This is a genomic window from Variovorax sp. GW821-FHT10B04, from assembly GCF_059415645.1.
The window spans coordinates 790,975-817,097 of sequence record NZ_JBWKNQ010000001.1; the positions used below are offsets into that span (position 1 = coordinate 790,975).

Below are 26,123 nucleotides of genomic sequence, written 5' to 3' on the forward strand. Positions count from 1 at the left end.
GGACGCATTCTTACACTGACTTCAGCATGAAATCACTCGAAGATGCCGAAGACGCCTTCTCGGCCAACTACCACGAAGCGCGGGCCGCCTTTTTGGAGGCAGCCCGCACAGCAGGCGCGCGACTCCAGCACCACGCATGTCCGGCTCCCGGGCCAGGCGGCGAAGCCCTGCACACGGACACTGCATGGCTCGGCGACGCCGCCGCGCCCAAGGTGTTGATGGTTCTGTCCGGCACGCACGGCGTGGAGGGCTTCTGCGGCTCTGGCTTTCAGGTGCACTGGCTGCGCAGCGGCCTGCACCGGCAACTGCCTGCCGACACCGCCGTGCTGTTCGTCCATGCGCTCAACCCTTACGGCTTCGCCTGGCTGCGGCGGGTCAACGAGGACAACGTCGACCTCAACCGCAACTACCTGGACTGGCGCCAGCCGCCGCCCGACAACCCGGGCTACCGTGCCATCGCGGAGGCCGTACTGCCCGCGCGCCTGGACGGCCCCGTGGCCGCGGAGGCCGAGGCGGTGCTGGCCCGCTACCGCCAGCAGGTCGGCGAACTCGCGTTCTACCGGGCGCTGGCCAGCGGCCAGTTCATCGACCCGCAGGGGATGTTCTACGGCGGCAGCGGACCGACCTGGTCCAACCGGACGCTGCACGCGGTGATGGGCGATTTGCTCGGGCAGGCCACCGACGTGACCTGCATCGATCTGCACACCGGGCTGGGCCCGTACGGCCACGGCGACCTGATCTCCGACCACGAACCCGGCACCGATGCCGCGCAGCGCGTGCGCCGGTTCTGGGGCGACGGCGTCTCGGAAAGCCGCCGGGGACAGACCCTGCCGCTGGTGCAGGACGGCCCCACCCACTTCGGCGTGACGCGCGCACTGCCGCACGCCCGACTCACCTTCGGCACGCTGGAGTTCGGCACCTACGAGCGCGATCTGGGCCGCGCTGCACTGCGGGCCGATCACTGGCTGCACAAGCATGGCGACCCGCTGGGGCCGGAGGCGGCGCCGATCAAGCAGGCGCTGCGGCGGCAGTTCTATCCCGACACCCTGGACTGGAAGGAAGCCGTGCTGTTCCGTGCCCACCAGCTGGTTCGCATGGCGCTGGCCGGTATGCAGGGCGCGAGCGCCCAGCGCGGCCAGCCCGTGCGCGACTGACGACGCACAGGCACCCATCAATTCATCAAAAAGAAACCCATGAGACTCACCCAAGACCAACTGCGCCGCCTCGACGAGGACGGCTTTCTCGTGCTCCCTGGTGTTTTCACACCCGAGGAAGTGGACGTGCTGAGGGGCGAAGTCCCCGGCATGGTGGCCGAACAGCGGCCGGAGAATCCGCGCGAGGCCGGCAAGGACAAGGTTCGCAACATCCTGTCGCTGCACCGGCGCAACGAGCTCTACCGCCGGTTGGTGCGCCACCCTCGCATGCTGGAGGCGGCCCGGCAGATTCTGGGTGAGGAGGCCTATGCGCAGCAGGTCAAGATCAACCTGAAGACCGGCTTCGACGGCGGCGGTTTCGAGTGGCATACCGACTTCGCCACCCATCACCATCGCGATGGCGTGCCGAAGCCGCTGGCGCTCAATTTCCACATCCACCTGGACGACGTCACCGAGTTCAACGGCCCCCTGATGTTCGTGCCCGGTTCGCACAAGCGCGAGATCCCCCTCAAGCGCAGCGTGGACGGCGAGAAGTGGGAGCTGTGGACGGTGCCGCACGAGGCCGTGACCGATCTGGTCCACGAACTGGGCATGGTCTCGGCCAAGGGTCCGCGCGGCACGCTGCTGATCTTCGGCGACAACCTGCTGCACGTGTCGGCCGCCAACGTGTCGCCTTATTCGCGATGGATCTTCTCGGTGATCTACAACCCGTGCAGCAACCCGGCGACCCGCGACGTGCCCGAGATGGCCCACGAGCGGGACCGCCAGCCATTGGCGGCACTGGCAGACGACTGCCTGCTCCAACCCGTGCTTCCTGAAGCGGCATGACGCACTTCCTGCGCCAGCCCCTGCAGACGCTCGATCCGGAGGTCGCGGCACTGATCGCGCTGGAGGAACAGCGCCAGTCGGACCGGCTCGAACTGGTGGCCTCGGAGAACCACATCAGCCTGGCGCAGCGCGAGGCCAGCGGCAGCGTGCTGGCCGACACCACGGTCGAAGGCTATCCCGGGGCGCGCTTCCTGTCGGGCTCGGCGGAGGTGGATGCGCTGGAGCGGCTGGCGATGGACCGCGCCTGCCGGCTGTTCGGCGCACGCTTCGCCAACGTGCAGCCGCACTCCGGCACCCAGGCCAACCAGGCCGCGCTGCTCGCACTGCTGCGGCCCGGCGACACCCTGCTGTCGATGGACCTGCGGGCCGGCGGCCACTTCAGCCACGGCGCCGGCGGCACGCTGTCGGGCGACTGGTTCACGGCCCGCCATTACGGCGTGGATCCGCGCACCGGCCTGATCGACCCCGACGACGTGCTGGCGCTCGCGCGGCAGCACCGGCCACGGCTCATCATCTGCGGCGCCTCGGCCTACCCGCGCAGCATCGACTTCGCGCGCTTCGCGGCCATCGCGCACGAGGTGGGCGCGCGGCTGCTGGTGGACATGGCGCATGTCGCCGGCCTCGTCGCCACCGGCCACTTCCCGAATCCGCTGCCGCATGCGGACGTGGTCACCACGACCACCTACAAGAATCTGCGCGGGCCCCGCGGCGGCCTGATCCTGTGCAACGAGCCCGCGCTGGCCGCACGGCTGAACGCAGCCCTGTGTCCGGGCCTGCAGGGGACGCCGCTCATGCAGATGGTCGCCGCCAAAGCGGTGGCGTTCGGCGAAGCGCTGCAACCCGAATTCCATGCGTACAGCGCCCAGGTGCTGCGCAACGCGCGCGCCCTCGGGGCCGGCCTGGCCGCGCGAGGCATCGTGCAGCTGACCGGCGGAACCGACGTTCCTTTCGTGGTCGCCCATCTGCGGCCTCTGGGCCTGCAGGCAGCCCCGCTGGTGCACGCACTGGACGCCCTGCAGATCGGCTGCAGCGCCGTGCCCGTGCCGGGCGACGCGAACTTCGAACAGGCCCACGGCCTGCGCCTGGGCGTCTCGGCACTGACCACGCGCGGCATGGCCGAGGCCGAATGCGACATCGTCGCCAGCATCGTGGCCGACGCTGCCCGGGCGCTGGCCGCAGGGCTGCCGCCGCCTGCCGGTGCAGCCGGCGCCGTCCGCGCGCTGTGCCGACGCTTCCCCCTCGGCCCCGTCGGGGTCGACGCGCCCGCATCCCTGCCCACCGCTCTGTCCACTATCAGGAGTTGCCCATGATGAAACGCCGCACCCTTCTTGCCGCTGCTGCCGCCCTTGGCGCCGGTGCAGCAGCCCGTGCCCAAGCACCAGCCACGCCCGCCGTGCCCGCGGTGCTGACGCTCATGGTTCCCTTTCCTGCCGGCGGGGCCTCGGACATGTACGCGCGCGCCGTCGGCCCGCGCATGGCCAGGGAACTGGGCTGCACCGTGATCGTGGAAAACCTGCCAGGCGCCAGCGGCACGCTGGCGATCGCCAAGGTACTGGGGCGGGCCGCCGCCGGCGACATGCTGGTGGTGGGTTCGCCCACCGAGCTGATCCTGGCCCCTGCGACGCTGCAATCGGCCCGCTACAAGCCCGAGGATTTCCGGCCGCTGGCCATGCTGTCCCGCTCGCAGCTGGCGCTGTATGCGCGCAGCGACCTGCCCGTCGGCACCGTCGACGAACTGGTCGCCTGGGCCAAGGCCAACCCCGGCACGCCGCTGAGCTATGGCTCGGTCGGCGTCGGCAGCATCTACCACCTCGCAGGCGACGCCTTCGCCGAAGCGACCGGCGTGCCCATGACCCATGTGCCCTACAAGGGTGGCGCGCCCCTCATCACCGACCTGACGGGTGGCCACATCGACCTGGTGCTCCTGCCTGCGGATGGCAACATGGCGCGGCGCGTGGCCAGCGGCAAGCCCAAGGCGCTGGCCGTGACGGGCACTGCGCGTTCGCCGGTGTTCCCGTCGGTGCCCACCTTCGCGGAGACGCACAGCATGCCGAACTTCACGACGGTCGATGCCTGGGCGGGCCTGTTCATTCCAGCGACGTCGCCGGCGGCCGTGTCGCAGGCCATGTCGCGGGCCGTGCTGGTGGCGCTCGGCGACCCCGAGGTCCAGCAACAGCTGGAAATGCAGGCCGGCGTGCCGCCAGCGCCGCCCCTGTCGGCACCGCAACTGGCGGCCTTCTACAGCAGCGAGATCGCGCGCTACACGCAAGCCATCCGCAAGGCCAAGCTGCAACCGGTCTAGCCACCGCGACGCCCTGGGGTCCAGGGCCGCGCGGCCGTCAGCGGCGGTCGCCTGCCAAGCTCTTCGCCGCGTCCACGATGAAATCCGTGACCTCGGCGGCGTGCGACAGCATCGGCACATGGCTCGAAGGGATTGTCAGCGTCGTCGCCTGCATGGCGGCGGCAAACCGGTGCTCCAGTGCCGGGGGAATCATGCGGTCGTCGCTGGCAACGATGTACCAGGTCGGCTTCGTGCGCCACGAGGCACTGGAGATCTTTGCGCCGAAGCAGGCGCCGTTCGTCGGTCCCTGGGTCGCGGCCAACACCTTGCGCTCGGCGATCGGGAGATCCTGGGCGAAGTTCTCCTCGATGCCCTTGGCGGTCATCGACAAGAAGCCTTGCGCGTCGGGGCGAAGCTCCGCGCCTCCGGGCGCCGGCGGAAGGTCGCGGCCGAGATCGCCGACCGCCTGCCCGTCGTCCGGGGCGAACGCCGCGACGTACAGCAGGCCGGCGACCTTCGGGTCGGCGCCAGCCTCCGTGATCACGGCGCCGCCGTAGGAGTGCCCCACCAGCAGCACCGGGCCGTCCATCAGGGCGATGGCACGCCGGGTGGCCGCCGTATCGTCAGCGAGCGAGGTCAACGGGTTCTGGACAGCCGCCACGTTGAAGCCTCTCTTCTGTAGCGGCTCGACGACCCGGGCCCAGCTCGAGCCGTCGGCCCAGGCGCCGTGCACCAGGACGATGTTGCGGACGCCGGCCGGGTCGACCCCGGTCGTCTGTGTGGTTTGTTGTTCGTTGGTCATGGTCAAAACTCCTGTGATGAAAAGAGCAGCCTGCGAAGCACGCTGCGAGGGGGAAAAAGGCGTCGATTCCGGTGCGGGCAGTCAGAGCGAGGCAACGAATTCGCCGATGGTTGCGGCCACCTCGTCGGGCGCTTCGACGGGCAACAGGTGTCCTACGTTCGCCAGAAGGCCGACCATGTTCTCGAAGAGCCGCCCCAGTGGTGCAGGAAAACGAGCGCCGTGTCGCCGAATGCGGTGTCTTCGACGTTCAGTTCGACGTCGATGTTCTGGATCTTCATGGCTTGGCCTTTCGTCGTGAGGCGCAATCGAGATCGATGCGCCATGGGATGAATTCTTCTTTGTTTCTCCCAGGTTGATAATTGGCCACGAATGCACTAGCGTGCATATTCAAAATACATAATCCGCACCCACCGCGCATCGACCGAATGGACCGCTTCCTCAGCCTCTCCGTCTTCGTCGCAGCCGTTGAAGAAGGCAGCATCGCGGCTGCGGGAAGGCGACACGGGCTTTCTGCCGTGATGGCGGGCCGGTACCTCACGGCGCTCGAAAAGTCCCTGTCCGCCCGGCTCCTGCAGCGGACGACGCGTCAGCTGAATCTCACCGAGGCGGGGCGGGCCTATTTCGCGCGGGGCAAGAGGATCCTCGAAGAACTCGGCGACGCGGACGAGGAAGCCGGCGACCTGCAGGCGTCGCCGCGTGGAGAGCTCCGTGTCTCGGCGCCGATCACTTTCGGCGCGATGTACCTGGGGCCGATCGCCGCGCGGTACATGACCGAGTTCCAGGGCGTCGAAGTGGCGCTGCATCTGCAGGATCGATTCGTCGACCTGGTGGAAGAAGGCCTCGATCTGGCACTGCGGATCGGCCAGCTGCCCGACTCCGACCTGGTCGCGCGCAAGCTCGCGGAATGCCGGCTGATGGCATGCGCCACGCCGGGCTATCTGGCCAAGGCCGGCCCGCCCCGCGAGCCGGCCGACCTGGCGCGCCACACCCTGATCGGGTACGCCGGCGCGGTGACGACGCCACCCTGGACCTTCAGCGACCGGCAGGGAAAAACCACCCACGTCGACACCCGCTGCCGCTTCGTCGCCAACAACACGGAGGTCATGCTCGAAGTGGCGTTGTCCGGCTTTGGCGTCGTGTACGGCCCGAGCTTCGTGTTCGCGAACCATCTGCAGCGAGGAGAGCTCGTGCCCGTCCTCGGCGATTTCACGAGCCCGGTTCTTCCATTGCACGCGATCACGCCCAGCGCGAAGCACGTGAGCCTCAAGACCCGGCTCTTCATCGACCAGTTGAAGCTGGCTTTCGCCGCGCCTGCGCCATGGGAGCGTTGGGCCTGACCCGAGGTCGGCCACGTGCGATCGCGTTCAACGCCAATCGTCAAGGCCGGCTCGAATGGCGCTCCGCCATGTAGCGCCCCGGCGAGGTTCCGAGCGTCTTGCGGAACATGGTCATGAAGCTGGGCACGCTTTCGTAGCCAAGATCGATGGCGACCTGCTGGATGGAGGCGCCGCCGGCAAGCCACTTGACCGCGAGCATCACGCCGAGCTGCTGACGCCAACGGCCGAAGCTCATCCCCGTTTCCCGGGCGATCAGCCGCCCGAGCGTCCGCTCGCTCAGGCCGGCACGCTTCGCCCAGGCGGCCTGCGTTCTCCGGTCGGCCGGTGAAGCCACCATCTGATCGACGATCCGGCGAAGCCGGAGGTCGCTCGGCATCGGCAGATGAAGGTCTTCGATCTGCGCATCCGCCAGCTCGTCGATCAGGACCGCCATCAGGCGCGAGTTCGCTCCGCCTTCCTCATAAAGCAACGGCAGTCTCGCGGCCCGGGTCAGAAGCTCGCGCAGCAACGGCGTCACCGAGACGGCGCAGCAGGTCGAGGGCAGGCGGGCCGAGGCGGCGGGCTCGACAAAAGCGTTGTAGCCCTGGATCAAGCCCGTCGCCTTGACCGCGTGCAACGCGCCACCGGGGATCCAGACGGCGCTGCGCGGCGGCACGATCCACAGCCCGCCTTCCACCTCGCAACTGAGTGCGCCGCGCTGAACGAGCATCACCTGGCCCTTCGCGTGGCGATGGTGGCCCAGCTCGACGGCGCCGACCTGCGCGGTCTCGACGCCATAGACCACCACCGGGCGCGGCACGCTATCGGGTTCGATCCAGTCGGACGGCTCGGACAGGTGAGCGTTCAGGAGGGGCATGGTGGTACTTCGGGCGCGGTGACTGAATTGAATAGCATTTTGACCAACCTTCGGAATGACGCCAGAAGCCATGCGTCCTAGAGTCGACGCCAAGCTGTCAGGCCTGACGGCTCCGGGCATGACAAAGGACGACTACCGTGAATACATTGAGCCGGGGCGCTGCCCCCGAAGTACTGGAAAAGCTTCATCAGGAGGCCGCCGCTGCGGACAGTGGCCTCATGGCCAGGATCGTGGCGCAGATGAAGGCGTCCGCCACGACGATCGAGCAGATGGCGTCGGCGATGATCGACGAGGAGCGCGGCGACTATCAAAGGACATGTCGCGACAACGCGGGCCACTTTCTGTGCGTCTCGCCCGGCTATGGCCGGTTTCTCTACGCGATCGCGCGGGCCTGCAAGGCGACGCGGATCGTGGAGTTCGGCACCTCGATGGGCGTCTCGACCATCTATCTTGCAGCGGCACTGCGCGACAACGGCGGCGGCCAGCTGATCGGCTCCGAACTGGAGCCGGCCAAGGTGGCGCGGGCACGGGCGAACGTCGCTGCCGCGGGCCTGTCCGATCTGGTGGACATCCGCGAAGGCGACGCGCTGGAGACGCTCAGGGAGGTCGGTGGGAGCGTCGAACTCACGCTCATCGACGGTGCCTGGTCGCTTTACCTGCCCGTGCTCAAGTTGATCGAGCCTCGGCTCAGGGCCGGCGCGGTGGTGCTCGCCGAGAACGCGTTCGCGCAGGACTACCTGGAACATGTCCGCACGTCGGGCGGCTACATCTCGCAGTCGCTTCCGATCGACCAGGGGCGCGGCAACGAATTCGCCGTGAGGCTCTGATGACGCTCGACACGCAACCAGGCGACCGTCCGCCGGCGAAGGAACCCAGCCGGCTGGGCAAGGTGATGCGGCGCCTGTTCACGCGGAGCGCGAAGGTCGTCGAGATCGAGGACATCGCCGACCGGTTCCGGCTGGTCACATTGGCAGGGCCGGCCCTGCGAGAAGCGACCTGGGCACCGGGGCACAAGGCCCAGATGTCGATGGAAGGTGCGTTCACCTCGCGAACCTACACGCCGATCGACTGGGATGCCGCGGCGGGACGCACCCGCATCCTGGGCTACATGCACGGCGAAGGGCCCGGCAGCACCTGGCTGCGCGACTTGAGGCCTGGGGACGAATGCAGTCTGTTCGGCCCCAACTCGTCACTGAACACGAGCCGCCTGTCCGGCCCGCTCGCCTTGTTCGGCGATGAAACATCGATCGGACTCGCGCATGCGCTGGCGTCGCAGAACCGAGCCCGCAACCTGACATGCTGCTTCGAGGTCGCTCATGTCGAGGCCTGTGGCCAGGTCGCCGCGCGGCTCGGCCTCGAAGGCGTGACATGGGTTGCCCGGCGCGAGGATGACGCGCACATCGAGGAGATGGAAGCCTTGCTCGGTGCGCCCATCGCCGTCGGGGCCTCGTTCGTTCTGACCGGCAAGGCCGGCACGATCCAGCGGCTTCAACGGGTCTTGAAACGGCTCGGCGTTCCGGCGGCACGCATCTCGACCAAGGCTTACTGGGCACCCGGGAAACGGGGACTCGACTAGAAGCACGCGCCGTCGGGGTCGCCTGGCTGGCGTCGTCCCCAACGGTTGGGGCTAACGCGACATCCGCTGGGCGATACCGTCCAGAAGACATTCGAGGCTCTCGTCGAACTCCTGGTCGGCGCTCTTCGGCTGGCGCGTTGCATCCGCTCCGCCGAGAAGTCCGGAGAACAGCGGAAACCTTCCAGAGCTTCGGATCATTTCGATGTACGCGTGTTGCGACGCTTGCCACTGCGCGAGACTCAGGCGGGCACGCGACTGGGCTTGCAGCACGGAGATCTCGCGAGCAGCGTATCCGCGCGTGAAGGTGGAGAGCGTGGTGAGGATCACGTTCAGGGCGTCGTTGTCCAACCCGTGGCCATCGAGCGCGCTGAGCGTCGCTTCCATCTTGACCAGGCTGTTCGGCCCCAGGGGTGCCGGAATCGAGATCATCCAGGGATGCCGCATCATCAACGCGCGCATGTGACGTGCCATCGCGCTCAAGTCCGATCGCCATTCCCCGGAGCGGCTTGGCGCATCGAACTCCCCCATGACCTGGTCGACCATGAGATCGAGCAATTCGTCCTTGGCACGCACGTAGCGATAGAGCGATGTGGCACGCGTCCCGATCTCGGCCGCCACCCGCCGCATGGAGACGGCGTCGAGACCCTCCTCGTCGGCGATCCTCACGGCCGCGTCCGCGATGCCATCCCGCGTATGAGCGGGCTGTGGCCCGCGCGAGGGTTTTGTTGCCAGCCCCCACAGCAACGACATCCCAGGTTCTGCGGCGTCGCCGGCATCGGCGGATTTTTTTGTGATCTTCTTCATTGCGTACATCGTACCCAGTGCGATAGGATCGTCTTTTGCGAACACTGTACGCATAAATGATCTTCACACAAAAATCATGAGTTGCTCCGTCATCGTGGCTGGCGCCGGTCCTGTCGGACTCTTCCTGGCAACGGAACTCGCGCTGCGCGGGATCCGCGTCCTTGTTCTGGAAAAGTCGTCCGATCCCCATGCGCCGATGAAGGCGGGCTGGATGGGAATGCGAGGGCTCAACATCCCCTCCGTCGAGGCGTTCCATCGACGCGGCCTGCTCGACGAAGTCCGATTGGCTGCACTCGACTGGGACGCCGAGGACGCACCGCGTGCGAAGACGGGCGAGCCAGAAGCAGCGAAGCGCAATGCCGGGCATTTCGCGGGAATTCCGGTGGAGGTGTGCCGGGACGATGCACCCGCGCCGCAGTACGCGACGCACGGCCCGTCGTCGACGACCGGCATCATCAGCCTGGAGGACCTGGAGTCGCTGCTCGGCCGACGTGCGATGTCGCTTGGCGTGCAGATCCGCCGAGACTGCGAAGTCACGGCCGTCCGGCAGGACGATCATGGGGTCGCAGTGCTTGCGGCGGGCGAAGTCCACCGCGCCGACTGGCTGGTGGGTTGCGACGGCGCCAGAAGCATCGTCCGCAAGCGGGCAGGCTTCGACTTCGAAGGCACCGAGCCCCAGTTCACCGGCTATCTTGCATCGGTGGAAATGGCCGACCCGGAGAAGCTTCTCCCCGGCTTCAACATCACGCCGCATGGCTTGTACGCTGTCGGCCCGGGGCCGGGTCGCATCACCGTGATGGACTTCGACGGCGGCACCTTCAATCGAAGCCAAGACATCACCATCGCGCATCTGCAGACCGTCCTTCGACGGGTTTCCGAAACCGATGTCACGCTGTCCAGGATCCATTTCGCATCCACTTACACGGACAGGGCCAGACAGGCGACGACCTATCGGCAAGGCCGGATTCTGCTGGCCGGCGATGCCGCTCACATCCATTCGCCGTTGGGGGCGCAAGGGCTCAATACGGGACTGATCGATGCCTTGAACCTGGGCTGGAAGCTGGCCGCGACGATCCAGGGTTCGGCGCCGGCCGGACTCCTCGACACGTACACGGCGGAGCGCCATCCGGCCGGCGCCTGGGCGCTCGAATGGACTCGCGCGCAGGTGGCCATCCTGCGGCCCGATCCATGGAGCCGCGCCATCGGAGCGGTGATCCGCGACCTGATCGCCACCAGGGACGGGGCCGCGTATTTCGCCGCGAAAGTCGACGGCTCCCAACGCCGCCATGACCTGCCCGGCCGTCACCCGCTGGTGGGCCACAGCGCGCCCGATCTCGTGCTGTCCGACGGGTCGCGGCTCGCCGCCTTCATGCGTGGCGGCAGCGCCCTGCTGGTGACCCTGCATGACGAGCCGGCGCTCAGGTCGATGGACGAAGAGTACCCAGGCCGCTTGACCATCGTCCATGGCAATGGCGTCGACGCAATGGGACTTGCAGCCCTGTTCATCAGGCCCGACGGCATCGTCGCGTGGGCTCGAGACCAGGATGAACCCTTCGAGCAAGCGGCGCTGCTTGAATCCATGCACCGCTGGTTGGGCCGCCCGGATGGCACAGCCTGTTCGATTCCCGCGTGACTCCACTGGCAGCCCGCGTGCACACGTCCATCAACGTCCGCTCGCCCGAATTGCGCAAGCGCGGCTAAGTTTCATGTGCAGGACCGGCGCACACTTGCGCCATGCAAGCCTCATCCATCGAGCAGCGCTACAGGGCGCGCGTGGCCCGCGTGGTCGCGGCGATCGTCGCCGACCCACTGGCCGACCACCGGCTCGAAGACCTGGCGGCACTCGCCCACTTCTCCCCGTTCCACTTTCATCGCATCTACCACGGCATCGCAGGTGAAACCGTGGCGGCGACGGTGCGCCGCGTGCGGCTCGCGCTGGCGGGCCGGATGCTCACCGGAGACGACACCAGCGTCACCGAGATCGCCCTTGCCGTGGGCTACGACAGCCCTCAGGCCTTCACGCGTGCGTTCACCCAGTTCACCGGCCAGTCGCCGCGGCAGTTCCGACAGCACATGAACAAGGCGGCGCTGCATCCGAAGCCGACCGATGCGCAGGGTCCGACGGCGAGCAGCGAGCACGCCGAATCCGGCTTCGAAGTGCGCATCGTCCAGCGGCCGGCCCAGTCGGTTCATGCGCTGCGTCACCAGGGCCCGTTCTCGACCATTCCGCACACGCATCGGCGGCTGCGTGCGCAGCTCGGCGCGCAAAGGGTGTCGGGATGGTTCGGCATCTCCTACGGCAATCCCGAGATGCGCTCGGACTTCAGGCACTACGTCGCCGCTGCCCTGCCCGATCCCCGGCCTGCCGCCGAGGCAGTGCATGGCATCGAACACATCGAGATACCTGGCGGGCTCTATGCCATGCACTGCCTCGGCGGCCGGTACACCCGCATCAACGCGGCCGTGCAGGCGATCTATCGGCGATGGCTGCCGGAGAGCGGGTACGAGCCGGATGATCGGCCCACGCTCGAACACTATCTCAACTCGCCGCGCCAGGTTCCGCCGGACGACCTGCGCACGGAACTCCTGATCCCGGTCCGCCCGGCGCGCTGACGCGCCCGGCATCCCATCTCCAGACATGCACATGCTCCTGCCACGCCGCCTGCTCGTTGCCCTCTTGTTCCTCGTTTCGACCTTCGTCCATGCCGCCGGCTTCAGCCTGATCGAGGTGCCGGCCGATCGCGACGGGCCCGCGCTGCAAGGCGCCGTCTGGATGCCGTGCGCCCAGCCCCCGGCGGACGGGGTGGAGCTCGGCCGCGTACGGCTCGCGGCGGTGCGCGACTGCCCGATCGCATCGGGCGGTCCGCGGCCATTGATCGTGCTGTCGCACGGCTATGGCGGTTCCTTCCTGGGGCACCACGACACGGCACAGGCCCTGGCAGACGCGGGCTTCGTGGTCGCGACGATCACCCATTCGGGCGACAACTTCCGGTTGCGCGGTGGTCCGGACGACAGCATCGTCGCGCTCGCAACCCGCACCGTCGACATCCGGCGCCTGATCGACTTCATGCTGGGGGCCTGGCCCGCGCACGAGCGGCTGGATGCCGACAAGGTGGGCTTCTACGGCTTCTCGAGAGGCGGCTACACGGGCCTGGTGCTGGTGGGTGCCGAACCCGATTTCGAACGCTTGCCGCCGCGGCCGTCATCTCCCTGCGCGGTGGCCCCCGAAGGACCCGACTGCGTCACCATGCGGCGTCGCTTCCAGTCGCTGCTCTCGGCTCCGCTGGCGCATGACGCGCGCATCAAGGCGGCCGTCATCGTCGATCCGTTCAATGCGGTATTCACGGCGGCTGGACTGGCCAGGGTGCGCAGCATTCCCATTCAACTCTGGGCTTCCGCCACCGGCGGGGATGGCGTCACACCCGAGAGCGTCGAAGGCGTGCGCCGCAGCCTGCCCGTGGTGCCGGACTGGCATGTGGCGGCAGGTGCTTCGCACTTCAGCTTTCTCGCGCCGTGTTCGGCCGCGCAACGTGAAGCGGCGCCCGAGCTGTGCGCGGACCCGGCCGGCTTCGACCGCACCGCGTTTCATGCCGAACTGAATGAACGGGTGCTTGCGTTCCTCAAGCAGCACCTCGCCTCCGCGGCAAGGCCCTAGCAGACAGCAGGCCGTCGATCAGGCCAAGCACATGGCGCCCACCACGAGGCCCATCGCCACCGTCGCCGCCCATCCGAGGATCTTCAGCCTGCGCGACGCGGTGAAGTCGCCCATGAGCCGCCGATTCGACACCATCAGCATCATCACCACCATCACCGGCACGGCGATGACGCCGTTCAACACGGCACTCCAGAACAGCGCCTTGATCGGGTCCAGCGGCGTGAAGCCCAGGGCGATGCCGAGCAGGGTCGACACGACGATCACCGCATAGAAGCCGCGCGACCGTGCCGGCTTGTCTTCGAGGCTGGCGTTCCAGTCGAAGGTGCCGGCCAGCGCGTAGGCGGCGGACCCGGCCAGCACCGGAATCGCCAGCATGCCCGTACCGATGATCCCCAATGCGAACAGCCAGAACGCGAGCGGGCCGGCGATCGGCTTCAACGCCGCAGCCGCCTGGGCCGAGGTCTGGATGTCGGTCACGCCCTTGGCGTGGAGCGCCAATGCCGCCGTCAGCACGATGAAGAAGGCGATGAGATTCGAAACCCCCATGCCGAAACAGGTGTCGAGTCTCATGCGCCGGAAGCTGGACGGCGCCTGCTCGGGCGCCTCGGTCAGCGGCCTGGCCGCGCCGTCGCTGCGCATTTCCTCGACTTCCTGCGAGGCCTGCCAGAAGAACAGATAGGGGCTGATGGTCGTGCCGAAGATCGCGACGACGGTGACCAGGTATTCGGCCTTCATCTGCAGTGGCGGCATGACCACCGCGCGCAGTACTTCGCCCCAGGGGATCTCGATCGTGAACAACACGGCGACGTACGAGAACAGCACCAGCGTGAGCCACTTGAGCACGCGCACGTAGCGCGTGTAGGGCACGAAGACCTGCAGCAGCAGCGTCAACAGCCCGAAGGCGACCGTGAAGGCCTTGGCCTCGCCGCCGAACACCAGGACGGCGGCGTCGCCCATGGCCGAGAGGTCCGCCGCCAGATTGATGACGTTGGCCGCGAGCAGCAGCGCCACCACGGCCCAGAGCAGCCATCGCGGATAGTGCAGCCGCATGTTGGCCGCCAGCCCATGCCCGGTGACCCGCCCGATGCGGGCGCTGATCAACTGGATGCCCACCATCAGCGGGTAGGTGAAGCACAGGCTCCACAAGGTGCCCAGCCCGAACTGGGCGCCGGCCTGCGAGTAGGTCGCGATGCCGCTCGGGTCGTCGTCGGCCGCACCGGTGATCAGGCCCGGGCCGAGCCGCCCGAGAAACGAGCGCTTGTCGTCGGAGGTCGGGCCGCGGGTGCTCTTGGCTGGCGCAGGTGGGGTTGGCATGAGCGCAATCGAAGGGATCGGGCCGCTATCGTCGCACGGCGCCCGACCGCCGCAATCGGGTCATGCCAGCGCGGTGAGGTGCTCGTACAGGATGACGGAGCCGATGCCGATCAGCAGCACGCCGCCGATGGCTTCCGCCCAGCGGCCAGCCACATTGCCGAGAAGCCGCCCGACCATGACGCCCAGCGTGACCATGGCGAACGTGGCGAAGCCGATGGCCGCAGCCACGGGCACGATGTTCACGTTCAGGAAGGCCAGGCCGACGCCGACCGCCATCGCGTCGATGCTGGTGGCGAAACCGGTGACGGCAAGCACCCAGAAGCCGTGGCTGCGGGGCTTTTCGGTTTCTTCCTCGCCGGACTTCCGCAGGGCGGCCCAGATCATGCGGGCGCCGAGCACGCACAGGAGCGTGAAAGCGATCCAGTGGTCCCAGGTCTTCACGTAGCCCGACGCCGCGTAGCCCAGCGCCCAGCCGATGACCGGCGTGATGGCTTCGATGACGCCGAAGATGGCGCCGGTCCGCAGCGCTTCGGACCATCGGGGTTTTTCGAGTGCCGTGCCCTTGCCGACGGCGGCGGCGAATGCATCGGTCGACATGGCCATGGCCAGCAATGCGGTGGAAGCGAAGTTCATGTGGGGATCGTTCTGATGGCCGGGCGACGACACAACGGCACGCCCCACTGCCCGACCTGTGTCGCGGTGGCGTGCCGATGGTCTCGCCAACCAGAACGGTTGCCAGCGCCACAGCACATGAAATGCCGAGTATGTTGACGCGGGCGCTTCCAGGGACGGAAGCCGGCTACTCCCCAAGGGAGCCGCGAGTATAGGGAACCGGGAACATCCCGGCGCCGTGCAATGCCATCGGCGATCGGCCACCGAAGCCGGATTTCCGCATATCGACATGCGCAATGGGCGCAAGCGATGGGTGCGAACTTTCCTAGCATTCGCAGGCGCAGCACCGCACTCCAAAGCCATGTCCATATCCATTTCAGCCGAGCCCGTCACCCACCTCGCCAGCCATGCTGCGAGCCCCGCCGCCGGACCCGATGCCTTCCGCATTTCGCCCATCGACGCGTCGCTGGGCGCACAGGTGGTCGGCCTCGACGCCACCCGCCCGCTGCCGGCCGCCCAGGTCCTGGCGCTGAAGCAGGCACTGCGCGACAGGCATGTGCTCGTCATCAAGCAGCAGCGGATCGACGACGGCCAGTTCGAGCGGCTGGCGAGCTACTTCGGCAGCGTGTTCCGGCCGCCGGCCAACGTGCCGGTGCTGGGCTCCGACCCGTACGGCGGCAACACGCCGGACATCGTGCACGTGTCGAACCAGGCCGGTGGCGTGCTCGGGCACGACGAACTCTCGGCACACGCGGACCACCACTGGACGCCCGTGCCCTCCGCCGGCTCGCTGCTCTACGGCATCGAGGTTCCGTCCGAAGGCGGCGACACCACCTGGTACAACCTCGCCGCCGCGTGGGACGCGCTCGACGCCGCCACGCAGCGCGAGATCGACCAGCTGCAGCTCATCACCTACAACCCGTTCCTGCGCAAGCTCAAGCCGCTCGCATCGGGCTTTCCGCTCTATCGCACGCCCGACATCGAGCCGCTCGCGCCCTTCGAGGTGCATCCGCTGGTGCGCACGCATCCCGACAGCGGCCGCCGGATCCTCCATCTCGGCGCACGCACCGAGGTCGAGATCGTCGGCGTGGAGCCGCAGTACGGTGCCGCGCTCATCGCCCGCCTGCGGGCGCACCTGCTGCAGCCGCGCTTCGCCTACACGCACCGCTGGTCGGTGGGCGACATCGTCTATTGGGACAACCAGGCCACGCTGCATGCGCGCAGCGCGTTCGACAACGGCGAACGCCGGCTGCTCAAGCGCATCAGCCTTTCGGGCAGCCGCCCTTACTGACGCGCCCCGGGCCGACGACTCCGAATCCCCAGCGCGGCGGCCTGCCGGCCCGCGCGGACCACGCCATGGCTGCACGCCGCCCCATCCTGCTCAACGCGTTCGACATGAACACCGTGGGCCACATCGCCCATGGCATGTGGCGGCATCCGCGCGACCGGTCCACCGGATACAAGCGGCTGCCGTACTGGCTCGACATGGCCCGCACGCTCGAGCGCGGGCTGTTCGACGGCCTGTTCCTCGCGGACGTCACGGGCGTCTATGACGTCTGGGGCGGCAACGCCGACGCTGCATTGCGCGACGCCATCCAGCTGCCGATCAACGACCCGGCCGTGCTGGTCGGCGCCATGGCGAGCGTCACCACGCACCTGGGTTTCGGCATCACGGCCACCATCGCCGCCGAGTCGCCGCACGCCTTTGCGCGGCGCATGTCCACGCTCGACCACCTGAGCGAAGGCCGGCTCGGCTGGAACATCGTCACCGGCTTTCTCGACAGCGCGGCACGTGCACAAGGCGGCGCGGCCACGGCGGGCCACGACCAGCGCTACGACCGTGCCGACGAATTCATGTCGCTGGTCTACCAGTTGTGGGAGTCGAGCTGGGACGACGACGCCGTGGTCGCCGACCGCGCCGGCGGCCTCTACGCCGACCCGGCCAAGGTGAGGCCGATCCACCACGACGGCGCGTTCTACCGGCTCGACGCGGTGCATCCGTGCGAGCCGTCGCCGCAGCGCACGCCATTGCTCTTCCAGGCCGGCGCGTCCGCGCGCGGCACCGTCTTCGCGGCGCGCCATGCCGAAGTGGTCTTCGTTCCCAACCAGGGCCTGCAGGCGACCGCGGCCGTCGTGCGCAAGCTGCGCGCCGCCATGGCCGAGGCCGGGCGCGACCCGTCGGACGCGCGCTTCGTCACCACCTTGCAGGTGATCGCGGGCCGCACCGAAAGCGAGGCCCGCGCGCGCTACGAGGACTATCGCCGCTACGCCCGGCCCGAAGCTGGCCTCGTGCAGTTCTCGAGCGCCATCGGCGTCGACCTGTCCCGGCACGGGCTCGACGACCCGGTGACCGGCGGCAGCGCCGACGCGATCCAGAGCTCGGTCGACACGCTGCAGCGGCAGCAGGCGGCGCCCACGATCCGCCAGCTGCTCGCGCAGATGCCGCTCGGCGGTCGCCACCGCCCCATCGTGGGAACGCCCGCGCAGATCGCCGACGAGATCGAGGCCTGGGTCGACGAAGCCGGCGTCGACGGCTTCAACCTCGTGCGCACCGTCAGCCCCGAAGGCCTCGAGCACTTCGTCGAGCTGGTCGTGCCCGAGCTCCAGCGCCGCGGGCTGCACAAGCGCGCCTATGCCGAAGGCACCTGGCGCGAAAAGATCTTCGGGCGCGCCGGCGTGCGCCCGCCTGCCGTTCCCGTTCCAGCCAGACAACCCCGAGCCAACCCATGACCGCCCACCTGATCAAGACCGACGCCGAAGCCCTTTCCGTGGCCCGCGCACTGGCCGCCGAATTCGCGCCGACCGCCTCCGAGCGCGACCGCGAGCGCCGCCTGCCGCACGCGGAGATCGAGCGCTTCTCGGCCAGCGGGCTGTGGGGCATCACGGTGCCGCGCGCCTTCGGTGGCGCAGCCGTGTCGCACGTGACGCTGGCGGAAGTCACCGCACTGATCTCCGAGGCCGACCCCGCGCTCGGCCAGATCCCGCAGAACCACTACTGCCTGGTCGACGCGGTGCGGCTGATCGGCAACCCCGCCCAGCAGGACTTCTTCTTTCGCGAGGCGCTCGAAGGCCGGCGCTTCGGCAATGCGGTGTCCGAGAGCGGCACGCCCAACGCCAAGGTGATCACCGCACGCCTGAGCCATGGCCGCGACGGCCTGCGCCTGAACGGCCGCAAGTTCTACTGCACCGGCGCGCTGTTCGCGCACTGGGTGCCGGTGGCCGCGAAGGACGAGCAGGACCGCCAGGTGCTGGTGTACGTGCGCCGCGATGCGCCCGGCCTGGAAGTGCTCGACGACTGGAGCGGCTTCGGCCAGCGCACCACCGCCAGCGGCACCGTCACGGCCGACGACGTGGCGGTCGAGCCGCTGCAGGTGCTGCCGCGCGCGCAACTGTTCGAGCCGCCGACGATCCACGGGCCCTTCGCGCAGATCCTGCATGCGGCCATCGACCTCGGCATCGGCCGGGCCGCCATGGCCGACCTGCGCACCTGGGTGCGCGACCGCGCGCGGCCCTGGCCGGACAGCGGCGTGGCCCGCGCGGCCGATGACCCGCTGACGCTGGCCAGGCTGGGCGAGCTGGTGATCCAGCAGCACGCGGCCGAAGCGCTGGTCGACCGCAGCGGCCGCTACCTCGACGCCGCCCGCGACCAAGGCACACCCGACCGCGTGACCGAGGCATCGATCGCGGTGGCCGAGGCCAAGGTCGTCACGACCGAATTCGCGCTGCGCGCGGCCACGACGCTGATCGAACTCGGCGGCACGCAATCCACGCTCAGCGAGCACAACCTCGACCGCCACTGGCGCAATGCGCGCACGCACACCGTGCACGACCCGGTGCGCTGGAAGCCACACGTCATCGGCAACCACTGGATCAACGGCGCGACGCCGCAGCGCCACGCCTCGCTCTGAGCCGCCAGGGCGCGAACGCTTTCTCCCCCATCCCACACCTTCAGGAAATTCCCCATGGATCGTCGTCGTTTCATTCAGCAGGGCAGCGCCTTCGTCTCGGTCGGCGCCGGCGGTGCCATCGCGGCCACGGGCCTGGGCCTGCCGCTGGCCGCGCTCGCGCAGTCGCGCAAGGAAACCGTGCGCGTGCTGGCCGAAGGCGCACCCAATTCGCAGGACCCCCACGGCGAGGGCGTGAGCCGCGAATCGCTCGGGCTGTTCACCAACGTGTACGACCGGCTGATCAACTTCGACCGCGTGCAGGTGTCGCCCGGCGTCTTCAAGTACGACTACGGGCGCTTCCGCGGCGAGCTTGCCGAAAGCTTCGAGCAGTCGGCCGACGGCCGCACGCTGACCTTCAAGCTGCGCCGCGACGCCACCTTCCACGACGGCCGCCCGGTGACGGCGAACGACGTGAAATGGTCGCTCGACCGCGCGGTGTCGCTGCCGGCCAGCAAGCGCCAGCTCGCGACCGGATCGCTCGAGAGCCCGGCGCAATTCAGCGTGGTGGACGCGCACACCTTCCGCATCGCGCTGCCGCGCGCCGACCGCTACACGCTGCCCAACCTGGCGCTGTTCTTCGCGTCGGTGCTCAATGCCGAACTCGCCAGGTCGCATGCGACGGCGGCCGACCCCTGGGCCACCGAATGGGTGAAGGCCAACGCCGCCGGTGGCGGTGCCTACCGCGTCGAGAACTTCACGCCGGGCCAGCAGGTGATCTACGCACGCTTCGACGGCTGGAAGAGCGGCGCACTGCCGCAGATCCGGCGGGCGGTGTTCCAGGTCGTGCCGGCGGCTTCGAACCGCGTGGCGGCGCTGCTCAAGGGCGATGCCGACGTGGCGCTGCAACTGCCGCCGAAGGACCTGGACGCGCTCACCGACAAGACCCGCGCCAAGGTGGTGTCCGTGCCGGTCACCACGAGCTTCCGGTTCGTCGCCTTCAACACGCAGGCCAAGCCCTTCGACGACGTGCGCGTGCGGCAGGCGGTGGCCTATGCGCTGCCCTACACCTCGCTGCTGCGCGGCGCGAGCCTGGGCCGCGGCGAGCCGCTGTTCGGTGCGAAGTCGGCCAAGCCCACGAGCAGCCGCTTTCCCCAGCCCTATCCGTACGACACGCAACTGCTGCGCGCACGCGAGCTGCTCGCCCAGGCCGGGCTGGCGAACGGCTTCAAGACCAGCTTCAGCTACAACGTCGGCGACGCCACGCTGGCCGAGCCGGCTGCGCTGCTGATCCAGGAAGCGCTCAAGAAGATCGGCATCGAACTGACCATCGAGAAAGTGCCGGGCGCCCAGTGGGGCACCTTGCAGACCGAGAAGAAGCTGCCCTTCTTCATCGACAGTTCGTCCGCCTGGTTCAACGACCCGGACTACTTCTTCCGGATCTTCTTCCAGGGCGACTGGCGCTGGAACTTCGGCTCGTTCAAGAACGACGAACTCGCCAGGCTGGTCGAGCAGGCGCGCTGGGAAACCGATCGCGCCAAGTACGACCGCGGCATCCAGCGCGCCATCGAGATCGCGTTCGAGCAGGTGCCGCTGGTGCCGCTGTGGCTGCCGTCGTTCGAGGCCGCGCTGCAGCCCGACCTGCAGGGCTTCACCTACTACATCCACGGGCAGGTCGACTTCCGGCCGCTGACCCGTTGAACTTCGCGGGCCGCATCGCCGCGCGGCTGCTGGCGACGGTGCCGGTGCTGCTGGGCGCCGTCGTCTTCACGTTCCTGCTGACGCACGTGCTGCCCGGCGACCCGGCGGCCTTCCTGGCGTCGGGGCCGAGCGCCGGGCCGGAGGAGATCGCGCAGATCCGCGCCCGCATGGGCCTCGACCAGCCGCTGCCGACGCAGCTGTGGCACTACCTCGTGGCGCTCGCGCAAGGCGACTGGGGCATGTCGCACACCACCGGGCAGCCGGTCTGGACGGACCTGCGCCAACGCCTGCCCGCCACGCTCGAACTCACCTTCGTCGCGTTCGCGCTGACGCTGGCCATCGCGCTGCCGCTCGGCGCCGCCGCGGCGCTGCGACCCCGTTCGGTGTGGGACCGCGCATGCACCCTGCTCACCGTCGGCGGCAGTTGCATGCCGACCTTCGTCATCGCGCTGCTGCTGGTCTATGTCTTCTACTTCCTGCTGGGATGGGCGCCGGAGCCGACCGGCCGCATCGACGCCATGCTGACGCCGCCGCCCCACGTCACCGGCTTCCTGCTGATCGACGCGGCGCTGGCCGGCCGGGCCGATGCGCTGGCTTCGGCCGCGGGGCGGCTGCTGCTGCCGGCCATCGCGATGGCACTGTTCTCGCTGGCGCCGGTGGCGCGGATCATGCGGGCGTCGCTGCTCGGCGTGCTGCGCAGCGACGCGGTGCGCACCGCGCGGGCGCTCGGGCTTCCGCGCCGCGCAGTGCTGGCGAGCGCGCTGCACCTCGCGCTGCTGCCGGTCGTCACCGGCGCCGGCATGGTGTTCTCGTACATGCTGAGCGCCAACGTGGTGATCGAGAAGGTGTTCGCCTGGCCGGGCATCGGCAGCTATGCACTCGACGCGCTGCTGGCCGCCGACCATGCGCCGCTGCAGGGCTTCGTGCTGCTCGTGGCGCTGCTCTTCGTCGGCGTGAACCTGCTGGTCGACCTGCTGCACAGCCGGATCGATCCACGCGCGGGCGCACCGACATGACAAAGCGTCTTTCGCCTTTCTCGCGCCTTCCCGGCGCCCATGCCGCGCTCGGCCTGCTGCTGCTCGCGCTGTTCCTGGGCGCCGCGCTGCTCGGCCCGGCGCTCGCACCTTTCGACCCGCTCGCCACCGACGTGCAGGGCAGCCTGCAGCCGCCCAGTGCGGCGCACTGGTTCGGCACCGACGCGCTCGGGCGCGACCTGTTCTCGCGGGTGCTCGTGTCGACGCGGCTCGACCTCGGCATGGCGGCCGGTGCGGTCGTGCTGTCGCTGATCGCGGGCAGCGCCATCGGCGCGTGGTGCGGCTTCGTCGGTGGCCGGCTGGACCGCTGGGTCGGCCGCCTGGTGGACGTGCTGATGGCCTTTCCGCTGTTCGTCGTCGCCATGGCGCTCGTCGCGGCATGGGGCAACAGCGTCGCCAACATCGTCTATGCCACCGCATTGATCAACCTGCCCTTCTACATCCGCCTGGCACGCAGCGAGGTCGGCGTGCGGCGCAACGCCGGCTATGTGCTTGCGGCGCGGCTGGGCGGTGCGGGTGCCGCGCGCCTGCTGTTCGGCGTGCTGCTGCCGCACGTGTTGCCGATGCTGGCGGTGCAGGGGTCGATCAACCTCGGTTGGGCGCTGCTGAACGGCGCCGGGCTCTCGTTCATCGGCCTGGGCGTGCGCCCGCCGACGGCCGAATGGGGCGTGCTCGTCAGCGAAGGCGCGCCCTACATCATCACGGGCCAATGGTGGCTGGCCTTCTTCCCCGGCCTGGCGCTGTTCGCGGCCGTAGTCTGCTTCACGCTGCTGGGCGACGCGCTGCGCGACCTGCTCGATCCGCGCGGCGCGGCGGAGGCCGCACCATGAGCGCGCCGCTGCTCGACGTCGACGGACTGAGCCTGCGCTTCAACACGCCTTCGGGCGTGGTCAACGTGCTCGACAAGGTCACCTTCAGCTTGCAGGCCGGCGAGACGCTCGGGCTGGTCGGCGAGAGCGGCTCGGGCAAGTCCGTCACCGCGCTGGCACTGGCCGGCCTGCTCGATGCGCGTGCCGAGGTGCACGCGCGGCGGCTGCGCTTCCAGGAGCGCGACCTGCTCGACGGCCGGGGCGCGCCCGATGCCGCGGCCTGGCAGGCGCTGCGCGGGCGCCGCATCGGCTTCGTGTTCCAGAGCCCGCGACGCGCGCTGCATCCGCTGCGCACCGTCGGCGACCAGCTGCAGCAGGTGCTGCGCGTGCACCGTGGCCTGAAGCCCGCGGTGGCGCGGCAGGAAGCGCTGGCATGGATCGAACGCGTGGGCCTGAACGATCCGGCACGCCGCTTCAAGGCCCATGCGCACGAACTCTCCGGCGGCCAGTGCCAGCGCGTGATGATCGCGCTGGCACTGGCCGGCGAACCCGAGCTGCTGATCGCGGACGAGCCGACCACCGGTCTCGACGTGAGCACGCAGGCCCGCGTGCTCGACCTGATCGCCGGCCTGGCGGCGGAGCGGCACCTGGCGACGATCCTGATCACCCATGACCTGGCGCTGGCCGCGCAGCGCTGCGCGCGCATCGCGGTCATGCATGCGGGCCAGCTCGTCGAGACGCTGCCGTCGGCCCGGCTGCGCGACGGCGCCGCGCACCCCTACACGCGGCAGCTGCTGCGTGCCACGCCGCAATCGGCGCCGACGCTCGCCGCCCTGCGCAGCGTGGACGGCACGCTGCCGGACCTGACCCGCAACGACCTGCCCGCCTGCCGCTTCGCCGAGCGCTGCGCGCAGGCCGATGCGCGCTGCCGCAGCCAGGCCGCGCCCGGCACGCCGCTCGGGGCCCGGCACACGCTGGCATGCTGGCACCCGGTCCACATCGGCCAACCTTCACTCGCCCTCGCCGCATGACACTGCTCGACGTCCGCGACCTCGTGGCCCGCTATCCGCTGCCGGGCATTCCATCGTTCGGCGGGCTGGTGACGCGGCGGCGCTGGCTGCAGGCGGTCGATGGCGTGAGCTTCACGCTGGCGCGCGGCGAGGCGCTGGGGCTGGTCGGTGAATCGGGGTGCGGCAAGTCGACGCTGGTGTCGCTGCTGGCGCGGCTCGGCGATCCGCTGTCGGGACGCATCGAATTCGACGGCGACGACCTTGCGCGCCACCCGGCCGCGCACGCCGCACGGGCGCCGTGGCGGCGCCGCGTGCAGATGGTGTTCCAGGACCCGCACGACAGCCTCGACCCGCGCAAGACGGCCTTCGACGCCATCGCCGATCCGCTGCGCAGCCTGCTCGGCCTGCGGGGCGACGCCCTGCGCCGGCAGGTGCTGGACACGGCCGCGCGCGTGCAGCTGGGCGTCGACCTGCTGCAGCGCAGGCCGCATGAACTGTCCGGCGGACAGGCGGCGCGCGTGGGCATCGCGCGGGCGCTCGCGCCGGGGCCCGAACTGCTGATCCTCGACGAGCCGACGGCGGCCCTCGACGTGTCGGTGCAGGCCGGCGTGCTGGCATTGCTCGACCGGCTGCGGCGCGAGCTGCAGCTGTCCATCGTGTTCGTCTCGCACGATCTCGGCGTGGTGCGCCTGCTGTGCGAACGCGTGCTGGTGATGCGCGAAGGGCGCATCGTCGACGAAGGTCCCGCGGCCGAACTCTTCGACCGGCCCCGCCATCCCTACACCGCCGCGTTGGCCGCGGCGATCCCGCGCTTCTCAGCCACACCGCACTGAGCGGTCTCTGCAGCGGCGCGCGTGTGCGTCGAGTTCGGTCTGGATGCGTTCCGCCAGCGCCACCAAGGCCGCGCTGCGCTTGAGCAGGTGGCGGCCCGCATCGGTCACCTCCACCACCCGCGTGCTGCGATGCAGCAGCTGCACGCCGACCTGGGTCTCCAGCTCGGTGATGTACTTGCTCACGGTGGACTTCGACAGTTGCATCGCCGAGGCGGCGCGTGTCAGGCTGCCATGGTGTGCCACCTCGCGCAGCGCCTCGATCAGTTCGAGCCTGAACACGTCGCGGGGGTCAGCGCGACAACGTGCGCACGAGGCTGTGCGGCACGTAGCGGTCGGCCTGCACGTCGGGCGTCACGCCATGCGTGAACACCTCGTCGGTGACCGGCAGGAAGCCGCTGTCCAGTTCTTCCCACAGACGCTTGAGGCGGGCGAAGACCTCAGGGTGCTTGTCGCGCAGGTTCGCGCGCTCGCGCTGGTCGGCCACCACGTCGAACAGGAACTCGTTGTCGTTGATCTTCAGGTACTTCCAGTTGCCCTCGCGCAATGCGCGTTGCGCCTGCGCCTTGTAGCGCCAGTACAGCGTGCGCGAATGCACCGGCGCGCGGCCTTCGAGCACCGGCAGGATGTCCTCGCCGTCGCTCGGGTAGTCGGGGTGCGGCGCCAGGCCCGCGGCGGCGAGCAGTGTCGGCAGCCAGTCGGCCGAGATCGTGACCTGCTCCTGCACCTGCGGCGCCACGCGCGCGGGCCAGCGCAGCAAGGTGGGCACGCGCAGGCCGCCTTCGAGCAGTTCGGTCTTCTGCCCGATGAAAGGCCAGTTCTTCGAGAAGCGCTCGCCGCCGTTGTCGCTGGTGAAGACGACGATGGTGTTGTCGCCGAGCCCGTTGGCATCGAGCGCGTCGAGCACGCGGCCCACCGCGGCGTCGAGCTCCTGCACGATCTCGCCGTACTTCTGCAGGCTGCCGCCGTCGTAATGGAACAGGTCCTTGATCTCGCGCGAGACCTGCTCGTCGCCCGGCCCTTCCCACGGCCAGTGCGGCGCGGTGAAGTGCAGCGACAGGAAGAAGGGCCTGCCGGGCTGCGCGGCGCGCTCGCGCACATAAGCGGTCGCCTCGTCCGCGAGGATGTGGGTGTAGTAGCCGGTGCGTTCCACCGGCACCTCGCCCTCCCACAGGTCGCGCGGCACGTGCGCACCGACGCCAGGCTTGTGGGTGAAGTAGTCGACCACGCCGCTGAGGTTGCCGAAGAAGCGGTCGTAGCCGCTCTTCTGCGGACCGTATTCCGGCGGACGGCCGAGATGCCACTTGCCGATGAGTGCGGTGTCGTAGCCCGCGGCCTTGAGCAGCGACGGCAGCGTGGGATGTTCGGGCGGCAGGCCCTGGCCCTTGCTCGCACCGGCGATCGGCTCCTCGAGCCCGCCGCGCAACCGATATTGGTAGCGCCCGGTGATCAGCGCGAAGCGCGTGGCCGAGCACACCGCGGAGTTGGCGTAGGCCTGGGTGAAGCGCACGCCCTGCGCGGCCAGCCTGTCGAGATGGGGCGTCGCAAAGCCGGTCTGGCCGTAGACGCCGAGGTCGGCCCAGCCGAGGTCGTCGGCCAGGATGAAGACGATGTTGGGTGCAGCACTCACGACGGA

The 26,123-nt window shown here is 69.2% G+C and carries 26 protein-coding genes and 1 riboswitch; of the genes, 18 read left to right on the forward strand and 8 right to left on the reverse strand.

Annotated elements, in window-relative coordinates; genetic code table 11:
- Nucleotides 1-26 precede the first annotated feature (26 nt).
- Genes AC07PZ_RS03790 through AC07PZ_RS03805 form a run of 4 tightly spaced genes read left to right on the forward strand, consistent with a single transcriptional unit; the run spans nucleotide 27 to nucleotide 4,284 of the window.
- The gene (locus AC07PZ_RS03790) at nucleotides 27-1,154 is read left to right on the forward strand and encodes a M14 family metallopeptidase (protein ID WP_495293672.1); all 1,128 of its coding nucleotides are present in this window, start codon (nucleotides 27-29) and stop codon (nucleotides 1,152-1,154) included.
- 39 nt (nucleotides 1,155-1,193) lie between these two features.
- The gene (locus tag AC07PZ_RS03795; protein WP_495293673.1) at nucleotides 1,194-1,982 is read left to right on the forward strand and encodes a phytanoyl-CoA dioxygenase family protein; all 789 of its coding nucleotides are present in this window, start codon (nucleotides 1,194-1,196) and stop codon (nucleotides 1,980-1,982) included.
- Entirely contained in the window at nucleotides 1,979-3,292 is a 1,314-nt protein-coding gene (gene glyA / locus AC07PZ_RS03800) for a serine hydroxymethyltransferase (RefSeq protein WP_495293674.1), read from the forward strand. The genes AC07PZ_RS03795 and glyA overlap by 4 nt, the downstream gene beginning before the upstream one ends.
- Nucleotides 3,292-4,284 (forward strand): tripartite tricarboxylate transporter substrate binding protein, encoded by a 993-nt coding sequence (locus tag AC07PZ_RS03805; RefSeq protein ID WP_495293675.1) that lies wholly within the window; start codon nucleotides 3,292-3,294, stop codon nucleotides 4,282-4,284. The genes glyA and AC07PZ_RS03805 overlap by 1 nt, the downstream gene beginning before the upstream one ends.
- A gap of 37 nt (nucleotides 4,285-4,321) precedes the next feature.
- Here the strand turns inward: AC07PZ_RS03805 and AC07PZ_RS03810 are convergent, their stop codons facing one another.
- Together AC07PZ_RS03810 and AC07PZ_RS03815 are read right to left on the reverse strand one after the other, a co-directional pair.
- Nucleotides 4,322-5,065, reverse strand: coding sequence for an alpha/beta fold hydrolase (locus AC07PZ_RS03810; RefSeq protein WP_495293676.1), 744 nt, complete (start codon nucleotides 5,063-5,065; stop codon nucleotides 4,322-4,324).
- A gap of 152 nt (nucleotides 5,066-5,217) precedes the next feature.
- Nucleotides 5,218-5,343, reverse strand: coding sequence for a hypothetical protein (locus AC07PZ_RS03815; protein WP_495293677.1), 126 nt, complete (start codon nucleotides 5,341-5,343; stop codon nucleotides 5,218-5,220).
- 81 nt (nucleotides 5,344-5,424) lie between these two features.
- On the opposite strand from AC07PZ_RS03815, the gene AC07PZ_RS03820 reads away from it, so the two are divergent.
- On the forward strand, nucleotides 5,425-6,402 hold the full coding sequence (locus tag AC07PZ_RS03820) for a LysR family transcriptional regulator (RefSeq protein ID WP_495293678.1): 978 nt from the start codon (nucleotides 5,425-5,427) through the stop codon (nucleotides 6,400-6,402).
- A gap of 40 nt (nucleotides 6,403-6,442) precedes the next feature.
- On the opposite strand, the gene AC07PZ_RS03825 is transcribed toward AC07PZ_RS03820, so the two are convergent.
- Complete coding sequence (locus tag AC07PZ_RS03825; RefSeq protein WP_495293679.1) at nucleotides 6,443-7,258, reverse strand: AraC family transcriptional regulator; 816 nt, start codon at nucleotides 7,256-7,258, stop codon at nucleotides 6,443-6,445.
- 137 nt (nucleotides 7,259-7,395) lie between these two features.
- On the opposite strand from AC07PZ_RS03825, the gene AC07PZ_RS03830 reads away from it, so the two are divergent.
- Nucleotides 7,396-8,085, forward strand: a complete 690-nt coding sequence (locus AC07PZ_RS03830) for an O-methyltransferase (RefSeq protein WP_495293680.1) — start codon at nucleotides 7,396-7,398, stop codon at nucleotides 8,083-8,085.
- Nucleotides 8,085-8,834, forward strand: a complete 750-nt coding sequence (locus tag AC07PZ_RS03835; protein ID WP_495293681.1) for a siderophore-interacting protein — start codon at nucleotides 8,085-8,087, stop codon at nucleotides 8,832-8,834. The genes AC07PZ_RS03830 and AC07PZ_RS03835 overlap by 1 nt, the downstream gene beginning before the upstream one ends.
- Before the next feature lie 51 nt (nucleotides 8,835-8,885).
- Here the strand turns inward: AC07PZ_RS03835 and AC07PZ_RS03840 are convergent, their stop codons facing one another.
- Nucleotides 8,886-9,638 (reverse strand): TetR/AcrR family transcriptional regulator, encoded by a 753-nt coding sequence (locus AC07PZ_RS03840; RefSeq protein ID WP_495293682.1) that lies wholly within the window; start codon nucleotides 9,636-9,638, stop codon nucleotides 8,886-8,888.
- A 76-nt stretch (nucleotides 9,639-9,714) separates the two neighbouring features.
- On the opposite strand from AC07PZ_RS03840, the gene AC07PZ_RS03845 reads away from it, so the two are divergent.
- The 3 genes from AC07PZ_RS03845 to AC07PZ_RS03855 all read left to right on the forward strand — a co-directional run bounded on the left by AC07PZ_RS03845 (nucleotide 9,715) and on the right by AC07PZ_RS03855 (nucleotide 13,293).
- Nucleotides 9,715-11,271, forward strand: coding sequence for an FAD-dependent oxidoreductase (locus AC07PZ_RS03845; RefSeq protein ID WP_495293683.1), 1,557 nt, complete (start codon nucleotides 9,715-9,717; stop codon nucleotides 11,269-11,271).
- Nucleotides 11,272-11,372: 101 nt separating this feature from the next.
- Complete coding sequence (locus AC07PZ_RS03850) at nucleotides 11,373-12,251, forward strand: AraC family transcriptional regulator (RefSeq protein ID WP_495293684.1); 879 nt, start codon at nucleotides 11,373-11,375, stop codon at nucleotides 12,249-12,251.
- Nucleotides 12,252-12,282: 31 nt separating this feature from the next.
- A complete protein-coding gene (locus AC07PZ_RS03855; protein WP_495293685.1) occupies nucleotides 12,283-13,293 on the forward strand; it encodes an alpha/beta hydrolase family protein in 1,011 nt (336 codons plus the stop codon).
- 18 nt (nucleotides 13,294-13,311) lie between these two features.
- On the opposite strand, the gene AC07PZ_RS03860 is transcribed toward AC07PZ_RS03855, so the two are convergent.
- Nucleotides 13,312-14,607, reverse strand: a complete 1,296-nt coding sequence (locus tag AC07PZ_RS03860) for an NRAMP family divalent metal transporter (protein WP_495293686.1) — start codon at nucleotides 14,605-14,607, stop codon at nucleotides 13,312-13,314.
- Nucleotides 14,608-14,667: 60 nt separating this feature from the next.
- Entirely contained in the window at nucleotides 14,668-15,240 is a 573-nt protein-coding gene (gene mntP, locus AC07PZ_RS03865; protein WP_495293687.1) for a manganese efflux pump MntP, read from the reverse strand.
- 15 nt (nucleotides 15,241-15,255) lie between these two features.
- Nucleotides 15,256-15,420: riboswitch (yybP-ykoY riboswitch) on the reverse strand.
- 160 nt (nucleotides 15,421-15,580) lie between these two features.
- Here mntP and AC07PZ_RS03870 point away from each other — a divergent pair.
- From AC07PZ_RS03870 to AC07PZ_RS03905, 8 genes are all read left to right on the forward strand, one after another.
- Nucleotides 15,581-16,510 carry a TauD/TfdA dioxygenase family protein gene (locus AC07PZ_RS03870; protein WP_495293688.1) on the forward strand — a complete coding sequence of 310 codons (930 nt, stop codon included), beginning with the start codon at nucleotides 15,581-15,583 and terminating at the stop codon, nucleotides 16,508-16,510.
- A gap of 65 nt (nucleotides 16,511-16,575) precedes the next feature.
- Entirely contained in the window at nucleotides 16,576-17,949 is a 1,374-nt protein-coding gene (locus tag AC07PZ_RS03875; RefSeq protein WP_495293689.1) for an LLM class flavin-dependent oxidoreductase, read from the forward strand.
- Nucleotides 17,946-19,127, forward strand: a complete 1,182-nt coding sequence (locus AC07PZ_RS03880) for an SfnB family sulfur acquisition oxidoreductase (protein WP_495293690.1) — start codon at nucleotides 17,946-17,948, stop codon at nucleotides 19,125-19,127. Before AC07PZ_RS03875 ends, AC07PZ_RS03880 begins: the two co-directional genes overlap by 4 nt.
- A gap of 54 nt (nucleotides 19,128-19,181) precedes the next feature.
- Nucleotides 19,182-20,804, forward strand: coding sequence for an ABC transporter substrate-binding protein (locus AC07PZ_RS03885; protein WP_495293691.1), 1,623 nt, complete (start codon nucleotides 19,182-19,184; stop codon nucleotides 20,802-20,804).
- The gene (locus AC07PZ_RS03890; protein ID WP_495293692.1) at nucleotides 20,801-21,820 is read left to right on the forward strand and encodes an ABC transporter permease; all 1,020 of its coding nucleotides are present in this window, start codon (nucleotides 20,801-20,803) and stop codon (nucleotides 21,818-21,820) included. The genes AC07PZ_RS03885 and AC07PZ_RS03890 overlap by 4 nt, the downstream gene beginning before the upstream one ends.
- Nucleotides 21,817-22,668, forward strand: a complete 852-nt coding sequence (locus AC07PZ_RS03895) for an ABC transporter permease (protein WP_495293693.1) — start codon at nucleotides 21,817-21,819, stop codon at nucleotides 22,666-22,668. Before AC07PZ_RS03890 ends, AC07PZ_RS03895 begins: the two co-directional genes overlap by 4 nt.
- Nucleotides 22,665-23,678 carry an ABC transporter ATP-binding protein gene (locus AC07PZ_RS03900; RefSeq protein WP_495293694.1) on the forward strand — a complete coding sequence of 338 codons (1,014 nt, stop codon included), beginning with the start codon at nucleotides 22,665-22,667 and terminating at the stop codon, nucleotides 23,676-23,678. The genes AC07PZ_RS03895 and AC07PZ_RS03900 overlap by 4 nt, the downstream gene beginning before the upstream one ends.
- Nucleotides 23,675-24,490, forward strand: a complete 816-nt coding sequence (locus AC07PZ_RS03905) for an ABC transporter ATP-binding protein (RefSeq protein WP_495293695.1) — start codon at nucleotides 23,675-23,677, stop codon at nucleotides 24,488-24,490. The genes AC07PZ_RS03900 and AC07PZ_RS03905 overlap by 4 nt, the downstream gene beginning before the upstream one ends.
- Here AC07PZ_RS03905 and AC07PZ_RS03910 read toward each other — a convergent pair.
- Both AC07PZ_RS03910 and AC07PZ_RS03915 read right to left on the reverse strand, forming a co-directional pair.
- A complete protein-coding gene (locus AC07PZ_RS03910; RefSeq protein ID WP_495293696.1) occupies nucleotides 24,473-24,769 on the reverse strand; it encodes a LysR family transcriptional regulator in 297 nt (98 codons plus the stop codon). The two genes, AC07PZ_RS03905 and AC07PZ_RS03910, sit on opposite strands and share 18 nt — an antisense overlap.
- Before the next feature lie 10 nt (nucleotides 24,770-24,779).
- Nucleotides 24,780-26,117, reverse strand: a complete 1,338-nt coding sequence (locus tag AC07PZ_RS03915) for a sulfatase family protein (RefSeq protein WP_495293697.1) — start codon at nucleotides 26,115-26,117, stop codon at nucleotides 24,780-24,782.
- Nucleotides 26,118-26,123: the final 6 nt, after the last annotated feature.